The organism is Rhizobacter sp., assembly GCA_019635355.1.
Classification (GTDB): Bacteria; Pseudomonadota; Gammaproteobacteria; order Burkholderiales; family Burkholderiaceae_C; genus Rhizobacter.
This window is the reverse complement of sequence record JAHBZQ010000001.1, coordinates 3,218,984-3,238,810: the sequence shown is the minus strand read 5'-3', so window position 1 is coordinate 3,238,810 and position 19,827 is coordinate 3,218,984. Positions and strand designations below refer to the sequence as shown.

Sequence of the window (19,827 nt, the reverse complement as noted above, 5' to 3'; positions counted from 1 at the left end):
GCTCAACGCTCGATGGTGGGTTCGCAGAGGATCTCGCTCTTCACCGAGTTGGCGATGAAGCACTCTTCATGCGCGCGGTGGTGCAGGTGCTCGTGCTCTTCTTTTGTGGGTTGCTTGCCCGCAAAGCGCACAGCCGGCCGCAGCGTGACGCGCGTGATCGCCACGCGGCCCTCGGCGTTGGGCTCCATCACGCCCACCGCCTCGTCGCGGTAGCCGTCGACCACGAAGCCGGCGCGGCAGGCGATGTCGAGGAACCACAGCAGGTGGCAGCTGGAGATCGAGCCGATGAAGCTCTCTTCCGGGTCGACGGCCGCGGCGTCGGAGTACGGCACCCGCACCGACAGCGGGGACGACGACGCCGGCAGCACGTGCCCGCCATCGAAATGGATCTCGTGGCGCCGGCTGTAGCGCTTGTCGCTGAAGGGCGCGTCGCCGCGCTGCCAGACGGTGGTGGCGGTGTAGACGTGATCGGCCATGGGGTGCTCCGGGTCAGAGGGGGAAGTCGTAACGGATGAAGCCCTGGAATTGGGCCACCTTGTCGTACAGCGTGCGCGCCGTGTGGTTGTGCTCCTGGGTGAGCCAGTAATAGCGCTGGGCGCCGCGCTCGCGTGCCGCGGCGGCCACCGCGTGGATCAGGGCCCGAGCCACGCCGCGCCCGCGCTGCTCCGGCGCGACGAAGAGGTCTTGCAGGTAGCAGTAGCGCGGGGCCCACACGCCGGTGTGGAAGAGGTGGTGGGCGATGCCCACCAGCCGGCCGCCGAGCTTCGCGCCCAGGCCGTAGACCTCGTCACGCTTGAGCAGGCGCTGCCACGCGGTCTCGTACTGCTCGGGCGTGGCCTCGGTCTTGTAGAAGGTCTTGTAGCCGCGGGCGAGCGTCTCCCAGGGCAGGCGGTCTTCGGGGGCCAGCGGGGCGATCTGGAGCGTCATGGCGCGCACGGTCAGGGAGTGGATTGGCTCCTGATCGTAGAGGGCTGCGCGCCACCAACAGGGGCCAATTCCCGCAGGGTGCCGGAGCCAATCGCGCCGTGCCGGCGCGCCGTCGGCCTCAGAACGAGGGCACGACCACCGGCCGCGGCGCCGGCTTGGGCGCCGTGGCGCGCGTGGCCGGCTCGGCTGCAGGCGGCGGTGCCGGAGCGGGTGCCGGGGTGGCGCGCTTGAGTTCGGCTTCGCGCAGCGCCAGTTCGGCCTGCGCCTTCTCGAGCGCCTCGCGCTCCTTCTTCAGGCGCGCCATCTCGGCCTGCTCGGTCGGGTTGGCGCAGCCGGCGAAGCAGAACTCGCCGGTGAACGAGCCGTAGCTGAAGGGCACCTGGCGTTTGCCGCCCTGCACCTGGGTGTCGTTTTGCACGCCGGCCGACACCCGCTTGATCATGGCCTCGACCGTGAGGCCGGGTTGCCGCATGTGGGTCAGCAGGTGCTTGGTGAAGGGGCTGTTGCGCTGGCCGCTCGGGCCGTCGGAGGCGGTGTCGTTGGCGGCGGTGGAGTAGAGCACCAGCGAGCCGGTGGGGGTGTCGCTCACGGCGGCCAGACCGCGGTTGACGGCGCGGGTGAAGCCGCGGGTGAAGGGGCTGTTGCGGCAGGCGTCGAGGATGATGAAGCTGAAGTCGCTGCGGGCCTCATCGAGCGCGGCCATCACGTAGCGCAGGCTCACCGTTTCGTCTTCCACGTCCTCCTTGCGCTCGATGCGGGCGTCGGTGGGCACGAGGTAGTTCTCGCCGTCGATCTGCAGGCCGTGCCCGGCGTAGTAGAAGAGGCCGGCCACGCCGGTGCCGAGCTTGCCGGTGAAGTCTTGCACCGCGCGCTTGAAGTCGCGCCGGGTCTTGAGGTCGCGCACGCACAGCACGTCGAACTTGAGTTCGCGCAGCGCCTTGCACATGTCGTCGGCGTCGCTCAGGGTGTTGGTCAACACCGGCACGCCGGTGTAGCGGGCGTTGCCGACCACGAGCGCCACGCGCTTGAGTTCGGCCGGCGCGGCGGCGCGGGCCTGGGCCAGCGCCGCGGTGGGCACGAGGCACAGCGCTGCCAGCCATGCGGCGGCGGCACAGGTGGCGAAGAAGGTCTTGCTCTGGCTCATGGTGGTATCCCGTCGCACGGATCGGCTCGCGTGCGGTGACGGCCTGTGCGGCTCTATCACGTCCCTGTATCAAAAGATACCCCGAGCCTGCCGGTGTGGCATCCGCTGTTTTGAGGGGGAGGCTGACTTACGTCACGCCTAACATGCTTTCCGCTTGGACGCATGGCCGTTGGGTGCGCCAAGCCACCCGTCCGAAGCCGGGTCCGCACCGGCTTCGCCCACCCCGTCTGTCGTTGGAGCCTCTCATGCAAACAACCGATCGCTCTGGCCGGCGTGTGTCGCCGCGCCTGCCCACCCTTTGCGCCCTGACTTTCGCCCTGGCGGGCGGTGCCGCCCAGGCCCAGGAGTCCAATTTCGGTGTCAACTTCGGCACCAAGGTCTGGGTGGCCGACTGGTCGACCTGGTTCATCCAGGAAAACGGCAGCAACCAGGAGTTCGTGACCCAGGAGTCCGCCAAGACCAAGGCGATGGTGATCCCCCAGCTGAGCTTCCGCTACCGCGACTTCATCGGCTCGGTGAGTGGGGCCGTCAACTCGACCCACAGCTTCGAGGATTTCGGCGGGCCCTCCGAGTTCAAGCGGCGCGAGGTCGACGCCAACTTCGGCTACCACATCACCCCGGGCCTCGCGGCCACCATCGGCTACAAGAAGTTCGACCAGATCACCGCCTCGGGCCTCAAGATCTACCAGGTCTCCGGCCCCACGGTCGGCGTGAGCGCGGCGTCGGCGCTGTCGGGCGGCTTCTCGGTATACGGGGCACTCGGCATCGGCGTGCTCAACATCAAGGGCTCGCGCGACGTGTCGGCCGACTACTCGCTGAGCGAAGTGGGCTTGGGCTACACCCTGCCGCTCGGGCGCTTCGTCAAGGCCATCAACTTCAACCTCGGCTACCGCACGCAGATCATCAAGGCGAAGGGCCTCTCGCTGAGCAGCGACACCAGCGTGCCCACGGCGCCCGTCATCAAGCAGGACGCACGCGACACCACCCAGGGCTTCACGCTGGCGGCGGTGGTGGCGTTCTGACGGCCACGGCGCCGTCGCTGCGCCAGCGGGTCTACCTGCAGCTGCGCAGCGCCATCGAGCAGGGCACCTTCGCGCCCGGCAGCAAGCTGCCGCCGTCACGCGAGCACGCCCAGGCGCTGGGCGTGGCGCGCAACACGGTGCTGTGGGCGCTCGACCGGCTGCGCGCCGAGGGCTACATCGTGGCGCGGGTGGGCGACGGCAGCTACGTCGCGCCCGACCTCGCCGCGCTGCACCCCGCGGCCGCGCCCCGCCAGCGCGCGGCCCTGCAACCCGAGAGCGGCTTGTCGGGCCGCGGCCGGCAGATCGCCGACACCGCCTTGCGCTGGCGCCCGCCGGTGTCGGCGGTGGTGCCGTACCGCATCGGCGCGCCCTCGGTGGCCGATTTCCCGTTCGAGCTGTGGTCGCGCCTGGCGCGCCAGGTGCCGCTCGGCCTGCAGCAGAGCACCGCGCAGTACGGCTCGCCGGCCGGCCACCCGCCACTGCGCGAGGCGATCGCGCAGTGGCTGCTGGTGTCGCGCGGCATCCGCTGCGAGCCGGGTCAGGTCGTGGTGACCTCGGGCTCGCAGCAGGCCATCGACCTGCTGGCCCGGCTGCTGCTCGACGTGGGCGACGAGGTGATGGTCGAAGACCCGGGCTACCTCGGCATCCGTGCGTGCCTCCTCAGCCACGGCGTCACGGTGCGGCCGGTGGAGGTCGACGCCCAGGGCTTCGACATCGCCGAGGGTGCGGCGCGCTGGCCGCGGGCGCGCATGGCGGTGGTCACGCCCACGCACCAGTTCCCGCTCGGCGTGCACATGGGCCTGCCGCGCCGGCTGGAGCTGCTGGAGTGGGCGCGCCAGCAGCGCGCGTGGATCGTGGAAGACGACTACGACGGCGAATTCCAGTACGGCACGCACCGCATCCCCGCGCTGTGCAGCCTGCCGCACAGCGAACGTGTGCTCTACGTGGGCACTTTCTCGAAGACGCTGCACCCGGGCCTGCGGCTCGGCTTCATCGTGCTGCCACACCACCTGGTGGAAGCTTTTGCCAGCGCCCGCTCGCTCACCGACCGCCACAGCCCGGGCGCCTCGCAGGAGGTGCTGGCGCGCTTCATCACCGAGGGCCACCTGCTGCGCCACCTGCGGCGAATGCGCGAGCTGTATCAGGAACGGCAGGCGGTGCTGGTCGAGTCCTTGCGCAAGGCGACCGACGGGCGGCTGCAGTTGACGCCGGCGGGGCAGGGCATGCATCTGTCCTTCGAGATCGCGGCGGGGCGGGATGACACGGCGTTGAGCCGCGCGGCCGGAGAGGCGGGCGTGTACCTCGCGCCGCTGTCCTTGTATGGCGTGGAGACACGCCGGCGCGGGTGGGTGTTTGGGTACGCGGGGTTTTCGGAGCGGGCGCTCCGTTCGGCGGCTCGGGCGTTGGGGCCTGTCGTCGTCGGAGCGGCGTCGCGGGCGTGGGGTGGGTGACTCCGTTCATGTCCCCCGACGAAGACCACTCCCGTGGTCTTCGTCTCCTCCTTGACTTCACTGCGTCACCCACCCCACACCCGCGCCGGGAGACACAGTGGTCGCCCGCTAGAAATCTTTGCCGTGCGACGGCCGTGCCGCGTTGCTGCGGCAGGGCGCCGTGTGGAGTGAAGCAACTGTGTTCGGTGTCAAGTCAAGAAGAGGTCTTGAGAGGGATGTGTTTGTCGGGATTCCATGCGGAGCCGTCACGCAGCATTGCGTTGAGGATGACGAGAAGCTTGCGCATGCAGGCCACCAGCGCGACCTTCTTGGGCTTGCCTGCGGCCACCAAGCGCTGGTAGTGCGTGCTGATGACCGGGTTGCTTCGGCTCGCCGACAACGCCGCCATGTAGATCACCGAGCGCACCGCCGCACGACCACCCCAGATGTGGCGACTTCCCTTGCGCGGGCCCGAATCGTGCGCCATGGGGGCCGTCCCCACGAGCTTGGCGATGGCCCGCCGGTTCAACTTGCCCAACTCCGGCAAGGCCGCCAGCAGCGTCACGATGGTCACTGCACCCACGCCTTTGACACTGTCCAGCAGCTGCCTCTGGCTGTCGAAGTGGTCATCGATGTGCCGCTGGATTTCCTGGTCGATTTGCTCGATCTGCTTATCCAGCACACGCTTGACGGCCAGGACGCTGCTCTTGGCCTTCTTGTGCGCCGCCACCGCCAGGCGGTTGGCTTCTGCGGCACGCATGTCCACCAGCTGGCGCCGCCGCAGCATCAGCGAGTTGAGCGCCTCACGCTGCGGGTCCGACGGAGCGGTGATGTACTTGTGGCGCTCCTTGTGCCGTGCCAGCACGTCGGCCAGGTCACGCAGGCAGCGTGCGTCCACCCGATCGGTCTTGGCCAGTACACCCATCGACTTGGCAAAGTCGCGCGCTTGGCGCGGATTGATCCGTGCGACGGCTACGTCCGCTTCCTGCAGCGCACACACCAAGCCTCGCTCGTAGCCTCCCGTGGCTTCTATGACCACGAGGTCTACGCGCTCGGCCACGAGCCTGGCGATCAGCTCGTTCCACCCACCGGCGTCGTTGGCCACGCGCAGTTCAACTTCGCTCCAACAAGCATCCAGATGCTGTTTGGACACGTCGATGCCTGCGTTGGGCCGCTGCTCGCCGCTCGCTACCCTGACTTGCGGATGCATGTTCATGATTGGCAACTGTTCGGGCTACACGGTTGTGGGAAGAACGGGCCGGCGCGTTGGCCAATAGCTTCACTTCGAACTGCAAGCTCTCGTAAGGATCAGGTTTGGCGCGCCGACCGCGAACTTGGCTCTCCCTGCAGTCTCCTGCAAGGGGGTGAAAGAAAGATACAAGTAAAGGAATGAATTGGTGAACGCGGGAGCGTTCACCAAGAAGGGACATGAACGGAACACGGCGCCCTGTCGCAGCAACGCCGAGCCGACTAGATCCTCAAGCAATCTCGCGCCGCAACGCCTGCGCTGCTTCCACCATGTGACGCAGCGCCCCCCGCGTCTCTTCCCATCCGCGGGTCTTCAATCCGCAGTCGGGGTTGACCCACAACCTGTCGTCGGGAATCACCTCACGGGCCTTGCGCAGGAGGCTCAGCATCTCGTTGGCATCGGGCACACGCGGCGAGTGGATGTCGTAGACGCCGGGGCCGATCTCGTTGGGGTAGGCGAAGTCGCCGAAGCCGCGCAGCAGCTCCATCTGCGAGCGTGAGGTTTCGATGGTGATCACGTCGGCGTCCATCGCGGCGATCGACGGCAGGATGTCGTTGAACTCCGAGTAGCACATGTGGGTGTGAATCTGCGTGTCGTCGCGCACGCCACTCGCGCTGATGCGGAAGGCGCGCGCCGCCCATTCGAGGTAGGCCGCCCAATCGGCGCGGCGCAGCGGCAGGCCTTCGCGGAAAGCCGGCTCGTCGATCTGGATCACGGCGATGCCTGCGGCTTCGAGGTCGGTGACTTCATCGCGCAGCGCAAGCGCCAGTTGCAGCGCCACCTGCTCACGCGGCAGGTCGTCGCGCACGAAGGACCACTGCAGCATCGTCACCGGGCCGGTGAGCATGCCCTTCATCCAGCGTGAGGTGAGGCTCTGCGCATGACGTGTCCACTCCACCGTCATCGGTGCGGGGCGCGCCACGTCGCCGAAGAGCACCGGCGGCTTCACGCAGCGCGAGCCGTAGCTCTGCACCCAGCCGTTGTCGGTGAAGGCATAGCCCGAGAGCTGCTCACCGAAGTATTCGACCATGTCGTTGCGCTCGGCTTCGCCATGCACCAGCACATCGAGGCCCAGCGCTTCCTGCTCGCGCACGGCCTGGCCGATGGCGTCTTGCATCTGCTCGCGGTAGAGCGCTTCGCGCAGCTCGCCGCGCTTGAAGCGCGCGCGGGCCACGCGGATCTCGTTGGTCTGCGGGAAGGAGCCGATGGTGGTGGTGGGAAAGGGCGGCAGCTTCAGGCGTGCGCGCTGCTGCACGCTGCGCTCGGCATACGGGTGTTGGCGCTCGGCGTCGGCCGCCTGCAGTGCGGCCACGCGGGCGCGCACGGCGGGTTGCTGCACCTGCGGGCTGCTGCGGCGAGAGCGTTGGGCGTCGTCGCTCTCGTCGAGGGCTTTCGCTTCGGCGGCCTCGCCGTCTTGCAGCGCCCGCTTCAAGGTGCCGAGCTCGGCGAGCTTCTGCACCGAGAACGCGAGCCAGCGCTTCACCTGCGGGTCGAGCCGCGTCTCCGCCGCAAGGTCGACTGGGCAGTGCAGCAGCGAGCAGCTCGGTGCGAGCCACAGCCGCTGGCCCCAGCGGGCGTGCAGCGGCTTCAGCTGCGCCAGCACGGCGCGCAGGTCGGCACGCCAGATGTTGCGGCCGTCGATCACGCCGGCTGACAGCACCTTGTCGCGTGGCCACAGGCGCAGCGCCGCGGCGGCCTGCTGCGGGGCGCGCACGAGGTCGAGGTGCAGGCCGTGCACCGGCAGCGTGGCGAGCGCCGGCAGGTGGGCTTCCACCGACTCGAAATAGGTGGCCAGCAGGATGCGCAGGTGCTGCGGCGCGAGGGCCCGGTACACCTCGGGCAGCGCCTGCCCCCAGGCGGGCGGCAGGTCGAGTGCCAGCACCGGCTCGTCGATCTGCACCCAGGCCACGGCACGCGCTTCCAGCGCCGCGAGCAGCTGCTGGTAGACCGGCAGCAGGCGCGGCAGCAGCGCGAGCTTGGCCGCCACTTCGTCGGCGCCTTCGGGCAGGCCGTGGATCTTCGACAGCCACAGGAAGGTCAGCGGCCCGATCAGCACTGGCTTCGGCGTGAAGCTGCGGTTCTCGACCTCGCGCACTGCGTCGAGCAGACCTTGCGCGTGCAGGCTGAAGTGCTGGTCGGCTGAGAGCTCGGGCACGAGGTAGTGGTAGTTGGTGTCGAACCACTTCGTCATCTCCATCGCGCCCTGTGTGGCGTTGCCGCGGGCGAGGGCGAAGTATTCGGGCAGCCCGATCTGGCCCGGCGTGAAGCCGAAGCGCGCCGGCACGGCGCCGAACATGAGGGCGTGGTCGAGCATCGCGTCGTAGAGCGAGAAGTCGCCGGTGGTGGCGAAGTCGAGCCCCGCGTGCCGCTGCAGCAGCCAGTGGCGGGTGCGCAGCTCCTGTGCCATCAGCGGCAGCACCTCGGGCTGCGACTCGCCGCGCCAGTGGCGCTCGAGGGCGAACTTGAGTTCGCGTTGTGCGCCGATGCGCGGGAAGCCCAGGGTGTGCGTTTTCATGCCGTTCTCGTGGTGTCGAAGGAATCCGGCGATGCTAGGAACGGGGGCTCTATGATTCAAGCGAAAGAATTTCAGCATTCGCTTGAATCGGATTCATACCCCCATGCCCACGCCCCTCGAACTGCGCCACCTGCGCACCCTCGCCGTGCTGATGGAAGCGCCCTCGCTGAGCGCTGCCGCCGAGCGGCTGCACCTCACGCAGTCGGCGCTGTCGCACCAGCTGAAGCTGCTGGAGGGCGTGTACGAACTCGAGCTGCTGGAGCGCCGCACGCAGCCGGTGCGGCTCACGCCGGCCGGCCTGCGCTTGGCGCAGCTGGGCCTGCAGGTGATGGAGGCGGTGCAGGCCGCCGAGCGCGACCTCGCCAACATGGCCGGCGGCAGCGCGGGGCCGCTGCGCATCGCGGTGGAGTGCCACACCTGCTTCGACTGGCTGATGCCGGCGATGGACGCCTTCCGCCCGCACTGGCCTGAGGTCGAGCTCGACATCGTTTCGGGCTTCCACGCCGACCCGGTGGGGCTGGTGGTGAGCGACCGCGCCGAGCTGGCCATCACCTCCGAGGTCGACGACAGCAGCGGCATCGAGTTCGTGCCGCTCTTCCAGTACCCGATGGTCGCGGTGATGGCCAACGACCACCGGCTCACCGCACGCACGCACCTCACGCCGAAAGACTTTGCGGGCGAGACGCTGATCCACTACCCGGTGCCCGACAGCCTGCTCGACATCATGCGTGTGCTCGCCCCCGCCGGCGTGAACCCGCCGCGGCGCACCTCGGAGCTCACCGTCGCCATCCTGCAGCTGGTGGCCAGCCGGCGCGGCATCGCGGTGCTGCCGAGCTGGAGCGTGCAGCCGTATGTGGAGCGCGGCTACGTCAGCACACGGCCGGTGGGCAAGCGCGGCCTGGTGTCGCGCCTGCATGCGGCGCACAAGGCGGGCCTGTCGCAGCGGCCCTACGTGCGTGCGTTCGTGGAGACCTTGCGCGACACCAGCTTCCAGCTGCTGCCGGGGCTCGTGCGCCTATAGCGCCGCGGGCCGCTGCCCCATCTGCCGCAAGAAGCGGAAGTGCGAGCCCACCGCTTCGCGCACCGTGCCGAAGCAGCGGTAGGGCACACCGTATTCCGCGCAGGTCTCGCGCACGATGTGGTGGATGGCCGGGTAGTGCACGTGGCTCACGTGGTGGAAGAGGTGGTGCTCCACCTGGAAGTTCAGGCCGCCCATGTAGAAGGTGGCCAGCCGGTTGCGCGGCGCGAAGTCGGCGGTGGTCTGCACCTGGTGCGTGGCCCAGTCGGTGGCCATGCGCCCGTTGGCCGGGTCGGGCTGCGGGAACTGCAGGTCTTCGACGATGTGCGCCAGCTGGAAGACGAGGCTCAGCGTCAGGCCGAAGAGGGCGTGGATGCCGAAGAACACCAGCAGCACCAGCCACACCGGATGGAAGAGCATCGGGATCACCAGCGCATAGGTGACGTAGAACGCCTTGGTGGCGAGGAAGTAGGCCACGTCGGTCCACTTGCGCTCCATCAGTGGCGTGTGGCCGATGCGGCCGGTGATGAGTTTGTGCCAGTCGGAGTAGATGGCGAGGTAGAGCGTGAGCAGGCTGTACAGCAGCGGGGCGTACCAGTGCTGCACGCGGTGCCAGGGGTGCCAGGCCTGGTGCGGGCTCAGGCGCAGCAGCCGGCCGAGGGCGAGGTCGTCGTCCTTGCCGTCGATGTTGGTGTAGGTGTGGTGCAGCAGGTTGTGCTTCTGGCGCCACAGCAAGGCGCTGGAGCCGATGAAGTCCATCGACGCGCCGGCCAGCCGGTTGACCCAGGTGCGGCGCGAGTAGCTGCCGTGGGCGCCATCGTGCATCACGTTGAAGGCGATCAGCACGTAGCCTTGCACCATGCCGAGCGCGACCAGCAGCAGGCCCCAGCCGCTCTGCACCCACCAGACGGCGCTCGAATAACTGGCTATCAGGAGGGCGTAAGCGAAGACCGTCTTGGTGAAGAGGCGCCAGTCTCCACGCTCACTGCGGCCGGTGCTGGCGAAATACGCGGCGACACGCGACTTGAGCGCGTCGGCAAACGGCGCGCGCGGCGCAAAACTGATGCGGGGAACGCTGAGGGTGGTCATGCGGATCGGCGCACACGCCGAGGTGGTCGGGTCGGAGCAGGATTCTGCCCCGGCCCACCACCGCCGCCGTCACCCCCTTGCGGGCTGCTTGACGAGCGTCATCCGTTCACTTGACCGGCGTGTAGTGCACCGGAACGAACACATAGCCCTTGCCGTCGGCGCGCAGGTGGCCGATGCCCGGGAAGGGCAGGTGCGCGCTGGCCACCCAGTAGCCGCCCTTGGCCGCGTCGGCAAACGCGCGTTTGCGCTGGGCCATCGCTGCCTTGCTGTCGCTGTCGAACTGGATGGTCACCTCGGGCTTGGGGAACTGCACCGCGGCCACGTGCATCAGGTCACCCCACAGCACGAGCTTCTGTCCCTTGGACTCGACGCTGTACACCGCATGGCCCGGCGTGTGGCCGTGTGCGGCGACGGCCTTCACGCCCGGCACGATCTCGGTGTTGCCCTCGAAGGGCTTGAACTTGCCAGCCGCCACGTAGGGGTTGAGCGTCATCTGCGCGCCCTGGAAGAACATCTTCATGCCCTCGGGCGCCTTGGCCAGGTTCTCGGCGCTGAGCCAGAAGTCGGCGTCGTGCTGGTCGGCCATCACGGTGGCGTTGGGGAAGGCGATCTTGCCGCCCTGGATCAGGCCGCCGATGTGGTCGCCGTGCATGTGGGTGATGACCACCACGTCGACCTGCTCCGGCTTGTAGCCCGAGGCCTTGAGGTTGGCGTGCAGCTGGTCGAGCCCGGGGCCGAAGAGCGTGGCCGCGCCGGCGTCGATCAGCACCAGCTTGCCGCCGGTGTTGACGAGGTAGGCGTTGACCGAGGTCGGCACCGAGTCGCCGAGGAAGGATTTCGCCAGCAGCTGGCTCACGTCTTTCGGCTTGGTGTTGGTCAGGAGCTTGTGCGGCTCGAGGTTGATGACGCCGTCGAGCAGCGCGGTGACCTCGATGTCGCCGATCATCAGGCGGTACCAGCCAGGGGCCTGGGTCTTGACCTGCGGCGCCTCGGCGTGGGCGGCGGTCGAGAGCAGCAGGGCGCCGGCGAAGGCCGCAACGGCGCGGCGAAGTGATCGTGCAATCGTCATGGGAGTCCCTCTTGGTGTTGTGAGTGGGGACGCGAGCATAGGCGGGGCGCACTAATCCGCATTCATGACAGGGAATGCTCAGACCCCTGCTTTGGCCAGCACCACCACCGACACGCCTTGCGCCGCTGCCAGCGCATCGGCGTTCTGGTACGAATGCGGCAGGTTGCCCGGGAAGGCCAGCACTTCGCCCGCTGCCAGCGGGTAGCGCTCGCCGGCCACGCTGACCACCACCTGGCCGTGCAGGCAGGTGAAGAACTCGCGCGTGCCCGGCAGGTGCGGCGTGCCGGCCATCACCGCGCCCGGGGCGAAGTCCATCACTTCCATCATCTCGTCGGGCACGGGCTCGGGCACCAGCTCGCGGATGGTGACGCCGCGCCCCTTGTGCCGCTTCGCCACCTCCGTGGCCGACCAGTGCCGCACCAGCGCGCGCGGCGATGCCAGCAGCTCGTCGATCGGCACGCCGAGCGCGCCGGCCACCTTCACCAGCACCGCGAGCGACGGGTTGCCCACGCCCGACTCCAGGTTGGCGATCGTCGATCGCGGCACGGAGGCGGCCTTGGCCAGCTGCTCCTGCGTCAACGAGCGGGTGTGGCGCAGGCCGGCGAGGTTGCGGGCGAGGTGGGCAGGAATCGAAGACGGGTCGTCGGCCGGCATGGTGGGCTGCATTGTCCGTTCGAAGGCCGGCTTGCCAATCGGATGGACAAGACGCTCGTCTCGCAGGGCACGGCTGCCTATCGTGCAGGCCATCGACACCTCGGAAGCCACACCATGCATCACTCCCCGCTTCAAGACCTGCGCGTCGCCGTCACCGGCGGCACCTCGGGCCTCGGCCTCGCGCTCGTGCGACAGCTGCACGCGGCTGGCGCCCATGTCGCCTTCGTCGCCCGCACGCCCGGGCGTGTGGCCGACGTCGCGCGCAGCCTGCCCGGCACGCACGGGCTCGTCGGCGACATCACCCGCAAGCACGACATCTACCCGCTGGCCCTGCAAATCACCGCCGCACTCGACGGGCTCGACGTGCTCATCCACAACGCCTCGCACCTCGGCCCGGTGCCGCTGGCGCTGCTGGCCGACACCGACTGCGAAGACCTCGAGGCGGCGCTTGCCGCCAACCTGCTCGGCCCCTTCCGCCTCACCAAGGCGCTGTTGGGCGCCCTGCGCGCCTCGGCCCGAGACGGGCGGCCCGCCACGGTGATCAACATCACGAGCGACGCCGCCACCACGCCCTACCCCGGCTGGGGCGCCTATGGCGCAAGCAAGGCTGCGCTCTCGCACCTGAGCCGCATCTGGCACGAAGAGCTGCGCGAGCACGGCGTGCGCGTGCTGGCGCTCGACCCGGGCGACATGGACACGCCGTTCCACGCGCTGGCGCTTCCCGACGCCGACCCCGCGACCCTCAAGCGCCCCGACGACGCGGCGCGCGAGATCCTGCGCCGCCTGACCGAAAAGGAGCCTGCATGACACCCGCCACCACCCCGGTGCAACGCCCGCGCGATGCGCGCCTGCTCGTCGTCGACGGCCAAGGGCGGCTGCACCATGCCGCCCGCACCGCACTGCCTCGCTTCCTGCGCGCAGGCGACCTGCTCGTGGCCAACGATGCGGCCACGCTACCCGCCAGCCTGCACGGCCTGCACCTGCCCACAGGCGAGGTGATCGAGGTGCGCCTTGCCGGCCGCCGCTCGCTGGCAGTCGACGATGTTCACGAGTTCACCGCCATCGTCTTCGGCGCCGGCGACCACCGCACCCGAACCGAAGACCGCCCCTTGCCGCCGCCCCTGAAGCCCGGAGACCGGCTCGCGCTCGGCCCGCTGCGCGCGCAGGTGCTGCGCCTGCTCGACCACCCGCGCCTCATCGCGCTGCGCTTCGAGGGCACGCCCGATGCCATCTGGGCCGGCCTCGCGCACCACGGCAAGCCAGTGCAATACGCCCACGTGCCGCAGACGCTGGCGCTGTGGGACGTGTGGACCCGCGTGGCCGCGCTGCCCGTCGCCTTCGAGCCGCCCTCGGCCGGCTTCCTGCTCGACTGGGGCCTGCTGCACACGCTGCGCGACCAGGGGGTGGGTTTCGCCACGCTGACACATGCGGCCGGACTGTCGTCGACCGGCGACCCTGAGCTCGACGCGCGCCTGCCCTTCGACGAGCCTTACCACCTGCCCGCCGCCACCGTGCAGGCGATCCACGCCGCGCACGCGCAAGGAGGCCGCGTCATCGCGCTCGGCACCACCGTCACACGCGCGCTCGAACACGCCGGCCGCCGCGGCACCTTGCGCGCCGGCCCCGGTGTGGCCACCCAGCGCCTGGGCCCGCAGAGCTTCGGCTGGCTGCAGGTGGTCGACGCCATCGTCACCGGCACGCACGAGCCGGGCTCCAGTCACCACGGGCTGCTGCACGCGTTCGCGCCGGCGGCGCTGCTGCAGCAGGTCGACCGCAGCCTCGACGCGGGCGGATACCGCACGCACGAGTTTGGGGACTCCGTGCTCATCGAGCGGCAGCCGGTGCGCAGGGCAGAACCCGCGCCCAGTCGCGCCATATCGCACGCCGCGTGACCCCGGCGCGGGGTTTCCCGGGAGCCGCGTGCTTCGGCGGGGCGGGAATAATCCGGCCCATACCGACATCTCGAAATCCGGAGTTCCCATGTGTGCTGCCCTTGCCCGCCCGTTAGCCGCCTTCGTGACCAGCCTGGTGCTGACGCTGGGTGCCGCGCAGGCGCAAAACACATCCACCAAATTCGAAGCGTCCACCGTGGTGGCCGGCACCCCGCTCGTGCTCAACGGGGCCGGCACGCGCCACCGCACCGTGTTCAAGGTCTACGACATGGCGCTCTACACCACCAAGAAGGTGAGCAAGGTCGACGACCTGCTGGCGCTGCCCGGGCCCAAGCGCCTCAACTTCGTGGCGCTGCGCGAGCTGCCGAGCACCGAGCTCGGCCGCCTCTTCCTCAAGGGCATGGGCGAGAACTCCTCGAAAGACCTGATGACCAAGCACGCGCTGGCCTCCACGCGGCTGATCGAAGTCTTCTCGGGCAAGGCCAAGCTGATGCCCGGCGACTCGTTCGCGATGGAGTTCGTGCCCGGCAAGGGCACGCAGTTCTTCATCACCGGCAAGGCCCAGGGCGAGCCCGTGGGCGACGCCGAGTTCTTCTCGATGATCATGAAGATCTGGGTCGGCGCTTCGCCCGCCGACAACCTGCTGAAAGAAGCGCTGCTGGGCGGCTGAGGCCGCCCCCATGTCAGGCGGGCGGCGCCAGCAGCGCACGCACCGCCGCCAGCGAAAACGGCTTGGGCAGCACGCCCGCCGTCTGCAGCCCGAGTGCGCGCGCTTCGCCGAGCGCTTCGTCGAGCTCACCGGCGCCCAGGCCGCTCGAGACGATCACCTTCGCGCGGCAGCCCGCCTCGGCCAAGCGGCGCAGCACTTCCTGGCCGGAAATGTCGGGCATCAGCAGGTCGACCGCCACGTGCGTGGGGCGCCAGTCGGCGAGGTTTTCAAAGAAGGTGTGAACGTGCTCGCACCATCGTGCTTCGACCCCCGCGCTCTTGGCCGCCATCTGCAGGATCTGGCCCACCGCGGGGTCGTCGTCGAGGATCAACAGTCGTCCATCGGGCATCGGGCAAGACCTCTGTCAGATACAGCCACTCGCACGGTCGGCGCTTATGATCCGCCGCAGTTTCGCCCTCGGCACACCCGCTGCCGCCAGGCCAAAGCAGCATAGCAGCGCACACCGCACGCACAGACAGCAGGGAGAACCATGAGCATCCGAACCCGGCTGTTGCTGCTCACGTTGTTGGCCACCGCCCTGCCCGCCTTGCTGGCGCTGGCGCGCTTCTTCCACGACCGTGACCGCGCTGTCGAGGCCGACACCGCCGTGCTGGTGGCCTTCGCGCAGCGGCGCAGCGAGACCTTGGTCGACCGCATCCAGGGCACCGCCCAGCTGCTCTACGGCCTGGGCCGCGCACGCGACCTGCAGACCGACGACCGCGATGCGTGCTCGGCCTTTCTCTCCAACGTGCGCGAGACCTACCCGCAGTACACCGGCATCCTCACCATCAAACCCGATGGCCGGCTCTTCTGCGACTCGTTGCGCACCGGCCGCGACCTCGACCTGCGCGACCGCGCCTATTTCAAGGCCGCACTCGCCTCGCGCGACGAGAAGGTCGTGCTCGAGCCGACCTTCGGCCGCCTGACCGGCGTGGCCGTGCTGCAGATCGCCTACCCGGTGCGCGCAGCCGACGGCAGCCTGCAGTTCGTGCTGCTCGCCTCGCTCAACCTGCAAAAGCTCTTCGACGGCGACACGCCGCCGCTGCCGGGGGCGAGCCTGATGCTCTTCGACCGCAAGGGCGCGGTCTACGCCCGTTCGCACGGCCCCGACGCGGCGCTGCCCGAAGGGGCCTCCCTCGCCGGCACCGCGCTGCACCAGTTTGCCGGGCAGCACGCTGGCGCCGCCAGTGACGAGCTGGCCGACACCGCCGGCCACGCGCACGTGTGGGCCCTGGCCGACAGCGCACCCCTGCAGGCCGCCGGCCTGCGCATCGCGGCCGGTGCCCCCAAGAGCAGCCTGCTCGCCACCGCCAACCGCCGCTTCGGGCAAGACATCTCGCTGCTCGCCGGGCTCGCGCTGGTGCTCTTCTTCGTGGTGTGGTTCTTCGCCGAGATCGTGCTGCGCCGGCAGATCGTGCGCAGCACCCGCATGGCCCGCCAGCTCGCCGAAGGCGACCTGAGCGCGCGCATCGCGCCACCGCTGCCACGCGGCGAGCTGGGCGAGCTGATGACGCGGCTCAACCAGGCCGCCGAGTCGCTGCAGCACCAGCGCGACGACATCACCAAGCTCAACGCCCGGCTGATGCAGTCGCAGCGGCTGGAGGCCGTGGGCCAGCTCACCGGCGGCGTGGCCCACGACTTCAACAACCTGCTCACCGTCGTGATGGGCAATGCCGAGCTGCTGGCCGAGCAGGCCGGCGAGAAGCCCGAGTGCGCCGAGCAACGCCAGCTCGCCGAGATGATCGTCGGCGCCGCGCAGCGCGGGGCTGCGCTCACGCAGCAGCTGCTCGCCTTCGCGCGCAAGCAGGCGCTGAGCCCCAAGCCGCTCGACGTCAACCAGCTCATCGCGCAGATGGACTCGATGCTGCGCCGCACGCTCGGCGAGCACATCGAGATCGAGCTCATCCGCGCGGCTGGGCTGTGGCAGGGCATGGTCGACCAGGGCCAGCTCGAAAACGCGCTGCTCAACCTGTGCCTGAACGCCCGCGACGCCATGCCCAAGGGCGGGCGGCTGACCATCGAGACCGCCAACACCGTGCTCGACCAGGCCTACGCCGACAGCCACCCCGAGGTGAAGCCGGGCCAGTACGTGATGCTGGCCGTGTCCGACACCGGGCAGGGCATCGCGCCCGAGCACCTGGAGCTCGTCTTCCAGCCTTTTTTCACCACCAAGGAAAAAGGCAAGGGCACCGGACTCGGCCTCGCGATGGTCTACGGCTTCGTCAAGCAGTCGGCCGGCCACATCAACATCTACTCCGAGCAGGGGCACGGCACCGCCGTCAAGCTCTACCTGCCGCGGGCGCTCTACACCCAGGCCGGCAGCCCCGAGACGCACGAGCGGGTCATGCCCACCGGCGGCAAGGAAAGCATCCTCGTGGTCGAAGACGACGAGATGGTGCGCCGCTACGCCTGCCAGCAGCTGCGCTCACTCGGCTACCGCGTGATCGACATGGATAACGGTGCCGACGCGCTGGCGCACATCGAGCAGCACGACAACATCGACCTGCTCTTCACCGACGTCGTCATGCCGGGCGGCATGAACGGCCGCGCCCTGGCCGACGCGGCGCGCAAGCTCCGCCCCGGCCTGCGGGTGCTCTACACCTCGGGCTACACCGAAAACGCGATCGTCCACCACGGTCGGCTCGACCCCGGCGTGCAGCTGCTCGCCAAGCCCTACCGGCTGGTCGAACTGGCCCGCGCGGTGCGCTCGGCGCTCGGGCAGGCGACGACCGCCTAACCGGCGTCGTCGGCCAGCGGCAGCCGCTCCAGCAGCACCGCGTAGTCGCGGTAGCCCATGCGGCGCCAGAAGGCGAGCGCGCGGGCGTTGCCGGCGAGCACGTCGACGGTGAGGCGCTTGTCGGGCCAGCGCTCGAAGACGCTCAGCATCAGGTGGCGTGCCACGCCCTGCCGGCGGTGCTCGCGCTGCACGAAGATCTGGCGCAGGTAGACGCAATCGGGCTCGTCTCTCCACAGCACGTAGGCGACCAGGTCGTCGCCGTCGAAGCCGAGCAGCGCTTCATAACCCTCGTCGGTGAGCCAGCGGCGCATGCGCTCGACCAGCTCGTCCACCCCCATCGGGTTGCGATGGCCCTCGTCCCGGATCAGCAGGTGGTTCAGGCACCCCAGCAGCGCGGCATCGGCCACGGTGGCAGCGCGAAAGCACAGAGACTCTTCGACCATGCGGCCGATCCTAGCCAGTGAGCCCGCACTTGCGCCCTTCGGGTCTACCCCAGAAGGAGATTCATGCGGGTGTCACCGGCGCTGGAACTTGAACACCGCCACGCTGGCCATGAGGTTGGGGAAGCGGCGCACCACCTCGCCGTTCTGGATGCCGAAGCCGTCGAGCACCTCGAAGCCGTCCTTGCGCAGCAGCACTTCGCAGTCGGTGTAGGTGCCCACGCGGATGTTGGGCGTGTCGTACCACTGGTAGGGCAGCGCCTTGGTCACCGGCATGCGGCCGGTGGCCACGCGAAGGCGGTTGGGCCAGTGCGCGAAGTTGGGGAAGCTCATCACGCCCACCCGCCCCACGCGGGCCGTCTCGCGCAAGAGGCGCTCGGTGTGGCGCAGGTGCTGCATCGTCTCCAACTGCAACACCACGTCGAAGCTCTGGTCTTCGAAGATCGCGAGGCCGTCTTCGAGGTTGAGCTGGATGACGTTGACGCCGCGCTGGGTGCACGCCAGCACGTTCGCGTCGTCGATCTCGATGCCGTAGCCGGTGCAGCCACGCTTGTCGCGCAGGTGGGCGAGCAGCTCGCCGCTGCCGCAGCCGAGGTCGAGCACGCGCGAGCCGGGGGGCACGAGTTCGGCGATCAGTTCGATGTCTTTCCGGTCGCTCATACGGCGATCCCCTTCAGCGCCACGGCAACTGGCTTGTCCTCGAACTCCTTCGCGATGCCCTCGAAGCGCGCCCGCATCAGCGCGTGGTAGCGCGGGTCGTCGAGCAGGAAGGCATCGTGGCCGTGCGGCGCGTCGATCTCGGCATAGCTCACGTCGAAGCGGTTGTGCAGCAGCGCCTTCACGATCTCGCGCGAGCGGGCGGGCGAGAAGCGCCAGTCGGTGGTGAAGCTCACGAGCTGGAACTTGCAGCGCGCGGGGGCGAACGCCGCGGCGAGGTTGCCACCGTGCTCGCGCGCGGGGTCGAAGTAGTCGAGCGCGCGGGTGATGAGCAGGTAGGTGTTGGCGTCGAAATACTCGCTGAACTTGTCTCCCTGGTAGCGCAGGTAGCTCTCGATCTCGAACTCGATGTCCTGCGTGCTGTAGGCCGGTTGCTCGCCTTTGAGGCTGCGGCCGAACTTGGCCTCCATCGAGTCGTCGGAGAGATACGTGATGTGGCCGATCATGCGCGCCACGCGCAGGCCGCGCTTGGGCACCACGCCATGCGCGTAGAAGTGGCCGCCGTGGAACTCGGGGTCGGTGATGATGGCGCGGCGGGCCACTTCGTTGAAGGCGATGTTCTGGGCCGAGAGGTTGGGCGCGGTGGCCACGGCCACGCAGTGGCGCACGCGCTGCGGGTGGCGGATGGCCCAGCCGAGCGCCTGCATGCCGCCGAGGCTGCCGCCCAGCACGGCGGCGAGCTGCGTGATGCCCAGGCGGTCGAGCAAGCGGGCCTGTGCGTCGACCCAGTCTTCCACCGTCACCACGGGGAAGTCGGCCCCGTAGGGGCGGCCCGTGTCGGGGTTCGTGTGCATCGGCCCGGTGGAGCCGAAGCAGGAACCGGGGTTGTTGACCCCGATCACGAAGAAGCGGTTGGTGTCGAGTGGCTTGCCGGGGCCGACGAGGTTGTCCCACCAGCCTTCGCTCTTGGGCTGGCCTTCGTAGGTGCCGGCCACGTGGTGCGACGCGTTGAGCGCGTGGCACACCAGCACGGCGTTGCTCTTGTCGGCGTTGAGCGTGCCGTAGGTTTCGAAGGCGAGGGTGTAGTCGCGCAGGCGGGCCCCGCTGCGCAGGGGCAATGGCTCGGCGAAATGCATCGCCTGCGGTGTCACGTTACCGAGAGAACTCATCACGCACGTCATGCCTAAGAAAAAACCCGGCGCCGCCAAAGCGGGACACCGGGTGTGCGTCCTGTCTTTAGCTGAATTTATTAAGCGCTCGCAATCCGGAACAAAT

The 19,827-nt window shown here is 69.1% G+C and carries 19 protein-coding genes; 7 read left to right on the top strand and 12 right to left on the bottom strand.

Annotated elements, in window-relative coordinates; all coding sequences use genetic code 11:
* Nucleotides 1-2: 2 nt before the first annotated feature.
* The 3 genes from KF892_14750 to KF892_14740 form a co-directional block, all read right to left on the bottom strand.
* Nucleotides 3-476, bottom strand: coding sequence for an OsmC family protein (locus KF892_14750; protein MBX3626273.1), 474 nt, complete (start codon nt 474-476; stop codon nt 3-5).
* A 13-nt stretch (nt 477-489) separates the two neighbouring features.
* Complete coding sequence (locus KF892_14745) at nt 490-927, bottom strand: GNAT family N-acetyltransferase (GenBank protein ID MBX3626272.1); 438 nt, start codon at nt 925-927, stop codon at nt 490-492.
* A gap of 118 nt (nt 928-1,045) precedes the next feature.
* Entirely contained in the window at nt 1,046-2,071 is a 1,026-nt protein-coding gene (locus tag KF892_14740) for a caspase family protein (GenBank protein MBX3626271.1), read from the bottom strand.
* 245 nt (nt 2,072-2,316) lie between these two features.
* Here KF892_14740 and KF892_14735 point away from each other — a divergent pair, with 245 nt between their 5' ends.
* Together KF892_14735 and KF892_14730 are read left to right on the top strand one after the other, a co-directional pair.
* On the top strand, nt 2,317-3,093 hold the full coding sequence (locus KF892_14735; protein ID MBX3626270.1) for a hypothetical protein: 777 nt from the start codon (nt 2,317-2,319) through the stop codon (nt 3,091-3,093).
* Complete coding sequence (locus KF892_14730; GenBank protein ID MBX3626269.1) at nt 3,090-4,544, top strand: PLP-dependent aminotransferase family protein; 1,455 nt, start codon at nt 3,090-3,092, stop codon at nt 4,542-4,544. Before KF892_14735 ends, KF892_14730 begins: the two co-directional genes overlap by 4 nt.
* A gap of 193 nt (nt 4,545-4,737) precedes the next feature.
* On the opposite strand, the gene KF892_14725 is transcribed toward KF892_14730, so the two are convergent.
* Nucleotides 4,738-5,733: an IS110 family transposase gene (locus KF892_14725; protein ID MBX3626268.1), complete on the bottom strand. Its 996-nt coding sequence runs from the start codon at nt 5,731-5,733 to the stop codon at nt 4,738-4,740.
* Between the two features lie 268 nt (nt 5,734-6,001).
* On the bottom strand, nt 6,002-8,287 hold the full coding sequence (gene metE / locus KF892_14720; GenBank protein ID MBX3626267.1) for a 5-methyltetrahydropteroyltriglutamate--homocysteine S-methyltransferase: 2,286 nt from the start codon (nt 8,285-8,287) through the stop codon (nt 6,002-6,004).
* A 103-nt stretch (nt 8,288-8,390) separates the two neighbouring features.
* Here metE and KF892_14715 point away from each other — a divergent pair, with 103 nt between their 5' ends.
* Nucleotides 8,391-9,308 (top strand): LysR family transcriptional regulator, encoded by a 918-nt coding sequence (locus tag KF892_14715; GenBank protein MBX3626266.1) that lies wholly within the window; start codon nt 8,391-8,393, stop codon nt 9,306-9,308.
* Here KF892_14715 and KF892_14710 read toward each other — a convergent pair.
* The 3 genes from KF892_14710 to KF892_14700 form a co-directional block, all read right to left on the bottom strand.
* Nucleotides 9,303-10,394, bottom strand: coding sequence for an acyl-CoA desaturase (locus KF892_14710; GenBank protein ID MBX3626265.1), 1,092 nt, complete (start codon nt 10,392-10,394; stop codon nt 9,303-9,305). The genes KF892_14715 and KF892_14710 overlap by 6 nt on opposite strands.
* A gap of 106 nt (nt 10,395-10,500) precedes the next feature.
* Nucleotides 10,501-11,463, bottom strand: a complete 963-nt coding sequence (locus KF892_14705) for an MBL fold metallo-hydrolase (GenBank protein ID MBX3626264.1) — start codon at nt 11,461-11,463, stop codon at nt 10,501-10,503.
* Between the two features lie 78 nt (nt 11,464-11,541).
* Nucleotides 11,542-12,117 (bottom strand): helix-turn-helix domain-containing protein, encoded by a 576-nt coding sequence (locus KF892_14700; GenBank protein MBX3626263.1) that lies wholly within the window; start codon nt 12,115-12,117, stop codon nt 11,542-11,544.
* 114 nt (nt 12,118-12,231) lie between these two features.
* Here KF892_14700 and KF892_14695 point away from each other — a divergent pair, with 114 nt between their 5' ends.
* The 3 genes from KF892_14695 to KF892_14685 all read left to right on the top strand — a co-directional run bounded on the left by KF892_14695 (nt 12,232) and on the right by KF892_14685 (nt 14,679).
* Nucleotides 12,232-12,924 carry an SDR family oxidoreductase gene (locus KF892_14695; GenBank protein MBX3626262.1) on the top strand — a complete coding sequence of 231 codons (693 nt, stop codon included), beginning with the start codon at nt 12,232-12,234 and terminating at the stop codon, nt 12,922-12,924.
* Complete coding sequence (locus KF892_14690) at nt 12,921-14,009, top strand: S-adenosylmethionine:tRNA ribosyltransferase-isomerase (GenBank protein ID MBX3626261.1); 1,089 nt, start codon at nt 12,921-12,923, stop codon at nt 14,007-14,009. The genes KF892_14695 and KF892_14690 overlap by 4 nt, the downstream gene beginning before the upstream one ends.
* Nucleotides 14,010-14,097: 88 nt before the next feature.
* The gene (locus KF892_14685) at nt 14,098-14,679 is read left to right on the top strand and encodes a chalcone isomerase family protein (GenBank protein MBX3626260.1); all 582 of its coding nucleotides are present in this window, start codon (nt 14,098-14,100) and stop codon (nt 14,677-14,679) included.
* A 13-nt stretch (nt 14,680-14,692) separates the two neighbouring features.
* Here KF892_14685 and KF892_14680 read toward each other — a convergent pair whose 3' ends face one another.
* Nucleotides 14,693-15,067 (bottom strand): response regulator, encoded by a 375-nt coding sequence (locus KF892_14680; GenBank protein ID MBX3626259.1) that lies wholly within the window; start codon nt 15,065-15,067, stop codon nt 14,693-14,695.
* Nucleotides 15,068-15,208: 141 nt separating this feature from the next.
* Here KF892_14680 and KF892_14675 point away from each other — a divergent pair, with 141 nt between their 5' ends.
* Complete coding sequence (locus KF892_14675) at nt 15,209-17,455, top strand: response regulator (protein ID MBX3626258.1); 2,247 nt, start codon at nt 15,209-15,211, stop codon at nt 17,453-17,455.
* Here the strand turns inward: KF892_14675 and KF892_14670 are convergent.
* From KF892_14670 to KF892_14660, 3 genes are all read right to left on the bottom strand, one after another.
* On the bottom strand, nt 17,452-17,898 hold the full coding sequence (locus KF892_14670; GenBank protein MBX3626257.1) for a GNAT family N-acetyltransferase: 447 nt from the start codon (nt 17,896-17,898) through the stop codon (nt 17,452-17,454). The genes KF892_14675 and KF892_14670 overlap by 4 nt on opposite strands.
* A gap of 72 nt (nt 17,899-17,970) precedes the next feature.
* Nucleotides 17,971-18,555 carry a methionine biosynthesis protein MetW gene (metW, locus tag KF892_14665; GenBank protein ID MBX3626256.1) on the bottom strand — a complete coding sequence of 195 codons (585 nt, stop codon included), beginning with the start codon at nt 18,553-18,555 and terminating at the stop codon, nt 17,971-17,973.
* Nucleotides 18,552-19,721, bottom strand: a complete 1,170-nt coding sequence (locus KF892_14660) for a homoserine O-acetyltransferase (GenBank protein MBX3626255.1) — start codon at nt 19,719-19,721, stop codon at nt 18,552-18,554. The genes metW and KF892_14660 overlap by 4 nt, the downstream gene beginning before the upstream one ends.
* Nucleotides 19,722-19,827: the final 106 nt, after the last annotated feature.

Excerpts from the sequence above, each read along its gene's own strand:
- KF892_14750 (MBX3626273.1), bottom strand. The coding sequence starts at position 476 with ATGGCCGATCACGTCTACACCGCCACCACCGTCTGGCAGCGCGGCGAC.
- KF892_14745 (MBX3626272.1), bottom strand. The coding sequence starts at position 927 with ATGACGCTCCAGATCGCCCCGCTGGCCCCCGAAGACCGCCTGCCCTGG.
- KF892_14740 (MBX3626271.1), bottom strand. The coding sequence starts at position 2,071 with ATGAGCCAGAGCAAGACCTTCTTCGCCACCTGTGCCGCCGCCGCATGG.
- KF892_14735 (MBX3626270.1), top strand. The coding sequence starts at position 2,317 with ATGCAAACAACCGATCGCTCTGGCCGGCGTGTGTCGCCGCGCCTGCCC.
- KF892_14725 (MBX3626268.1), bottom strand. The coding sequence starts at position 5,733 with ATGCATCCGCAAGTCAGGGTAGCGAGCGGCGAGCAGCGGCCCAACGCA.
- metE (MBX3626267.1), bottom strand. The coding sequence starts at position 8,287 with ATGAAAACGCACACCCTGGGCTTCCCGCGCATCGGCGCACAACGCGAA.
- KF892_14715 (MBX3626266.1), top strand. The coding sequence starts at position 8,391 with ATGCCCACGCCCCTCGAACTGCGCCACCTGCGCACCCTCGCCGTGCTG.
- KF892_14710 (MBX3626265.1), bottom strand. The coding sequence starts at position 10,394 with ATGACCACCCTCAGCGTTCCCCGCATCAGTTTTGCGCCGCGCGCGCCG.
- KF892_14705 (MBX3626264.1), bottom strand. The coding sequence starts at position 11,463 with ATGACGATTGCACGATCACTTCGCCGCGCCGTTGCGGCCTTCGCCGGC.
- KF892_14700 (MBX3626263.1), bottom strand. The coding sequence starts at position 12,117 with ATGCCGGCCGACGACCCGTCTTCGATTCCTGCCCACCTCGCCCGCAAC.
- KF892_14695 (MBX3626262.1), top strand. The coding sequence starts at position 12,232 with ATGCATCACTCCCCGCTTCAAGACCTGCGCGTCGCCGTCACCGGCGGC.
- KF892_14690 (MBX3626261.1), top strand. The coding sequence starts at position 12,921 with ATGACACCCGCCACCACCCCGGTGCAACGCCCGCGCGATGCGCGCCTG.
- KF892_14685 (MBX3626260.1), top strand. The coding sequence starts at position 14,098 with ATGTGTGCTGCCCTTGCCCGCCCGTTAGCCGCCTTCGTGACCAGCCTG.
- KF892_14680 (MBX3626259.1), bottom strand. The coding sequence starts at position 15,067 with ATGCCCGATGGACGACTGTTGATCCTCGACGACGACCCCGCGGTGGGC.
- KF892_14675 (MBX3626258.1), top strand. The coding sequence starts at position 15,209 with ATGAGCATCCGAACCCGGCTGTTGCTGCTCACGTTGTTGGCCACCGCC.
- KF892_14670 (MBX3626257.1), bottom strand. The coding sequence starts at position 17,898 with ATGGTCGAAGAGTCTCTGTGCTTTCGCGCTGCCACCGTGGCCGATGCC.
- metW (MBX3626256.1), bottom strand. The coding sequence starts at position 18,555 with ATGAGCGACCGGAAAGACATCGAACTGATCGCCGAACTCGTGCCCCCC.
- KF892_14660 (MBX3626255.1), bottom strand. The coding sequence starts at position 19,721 with ATGAGTTCTCTCGGTAACGTGACACCGCAGGCGATGCATTTCGCCGAG.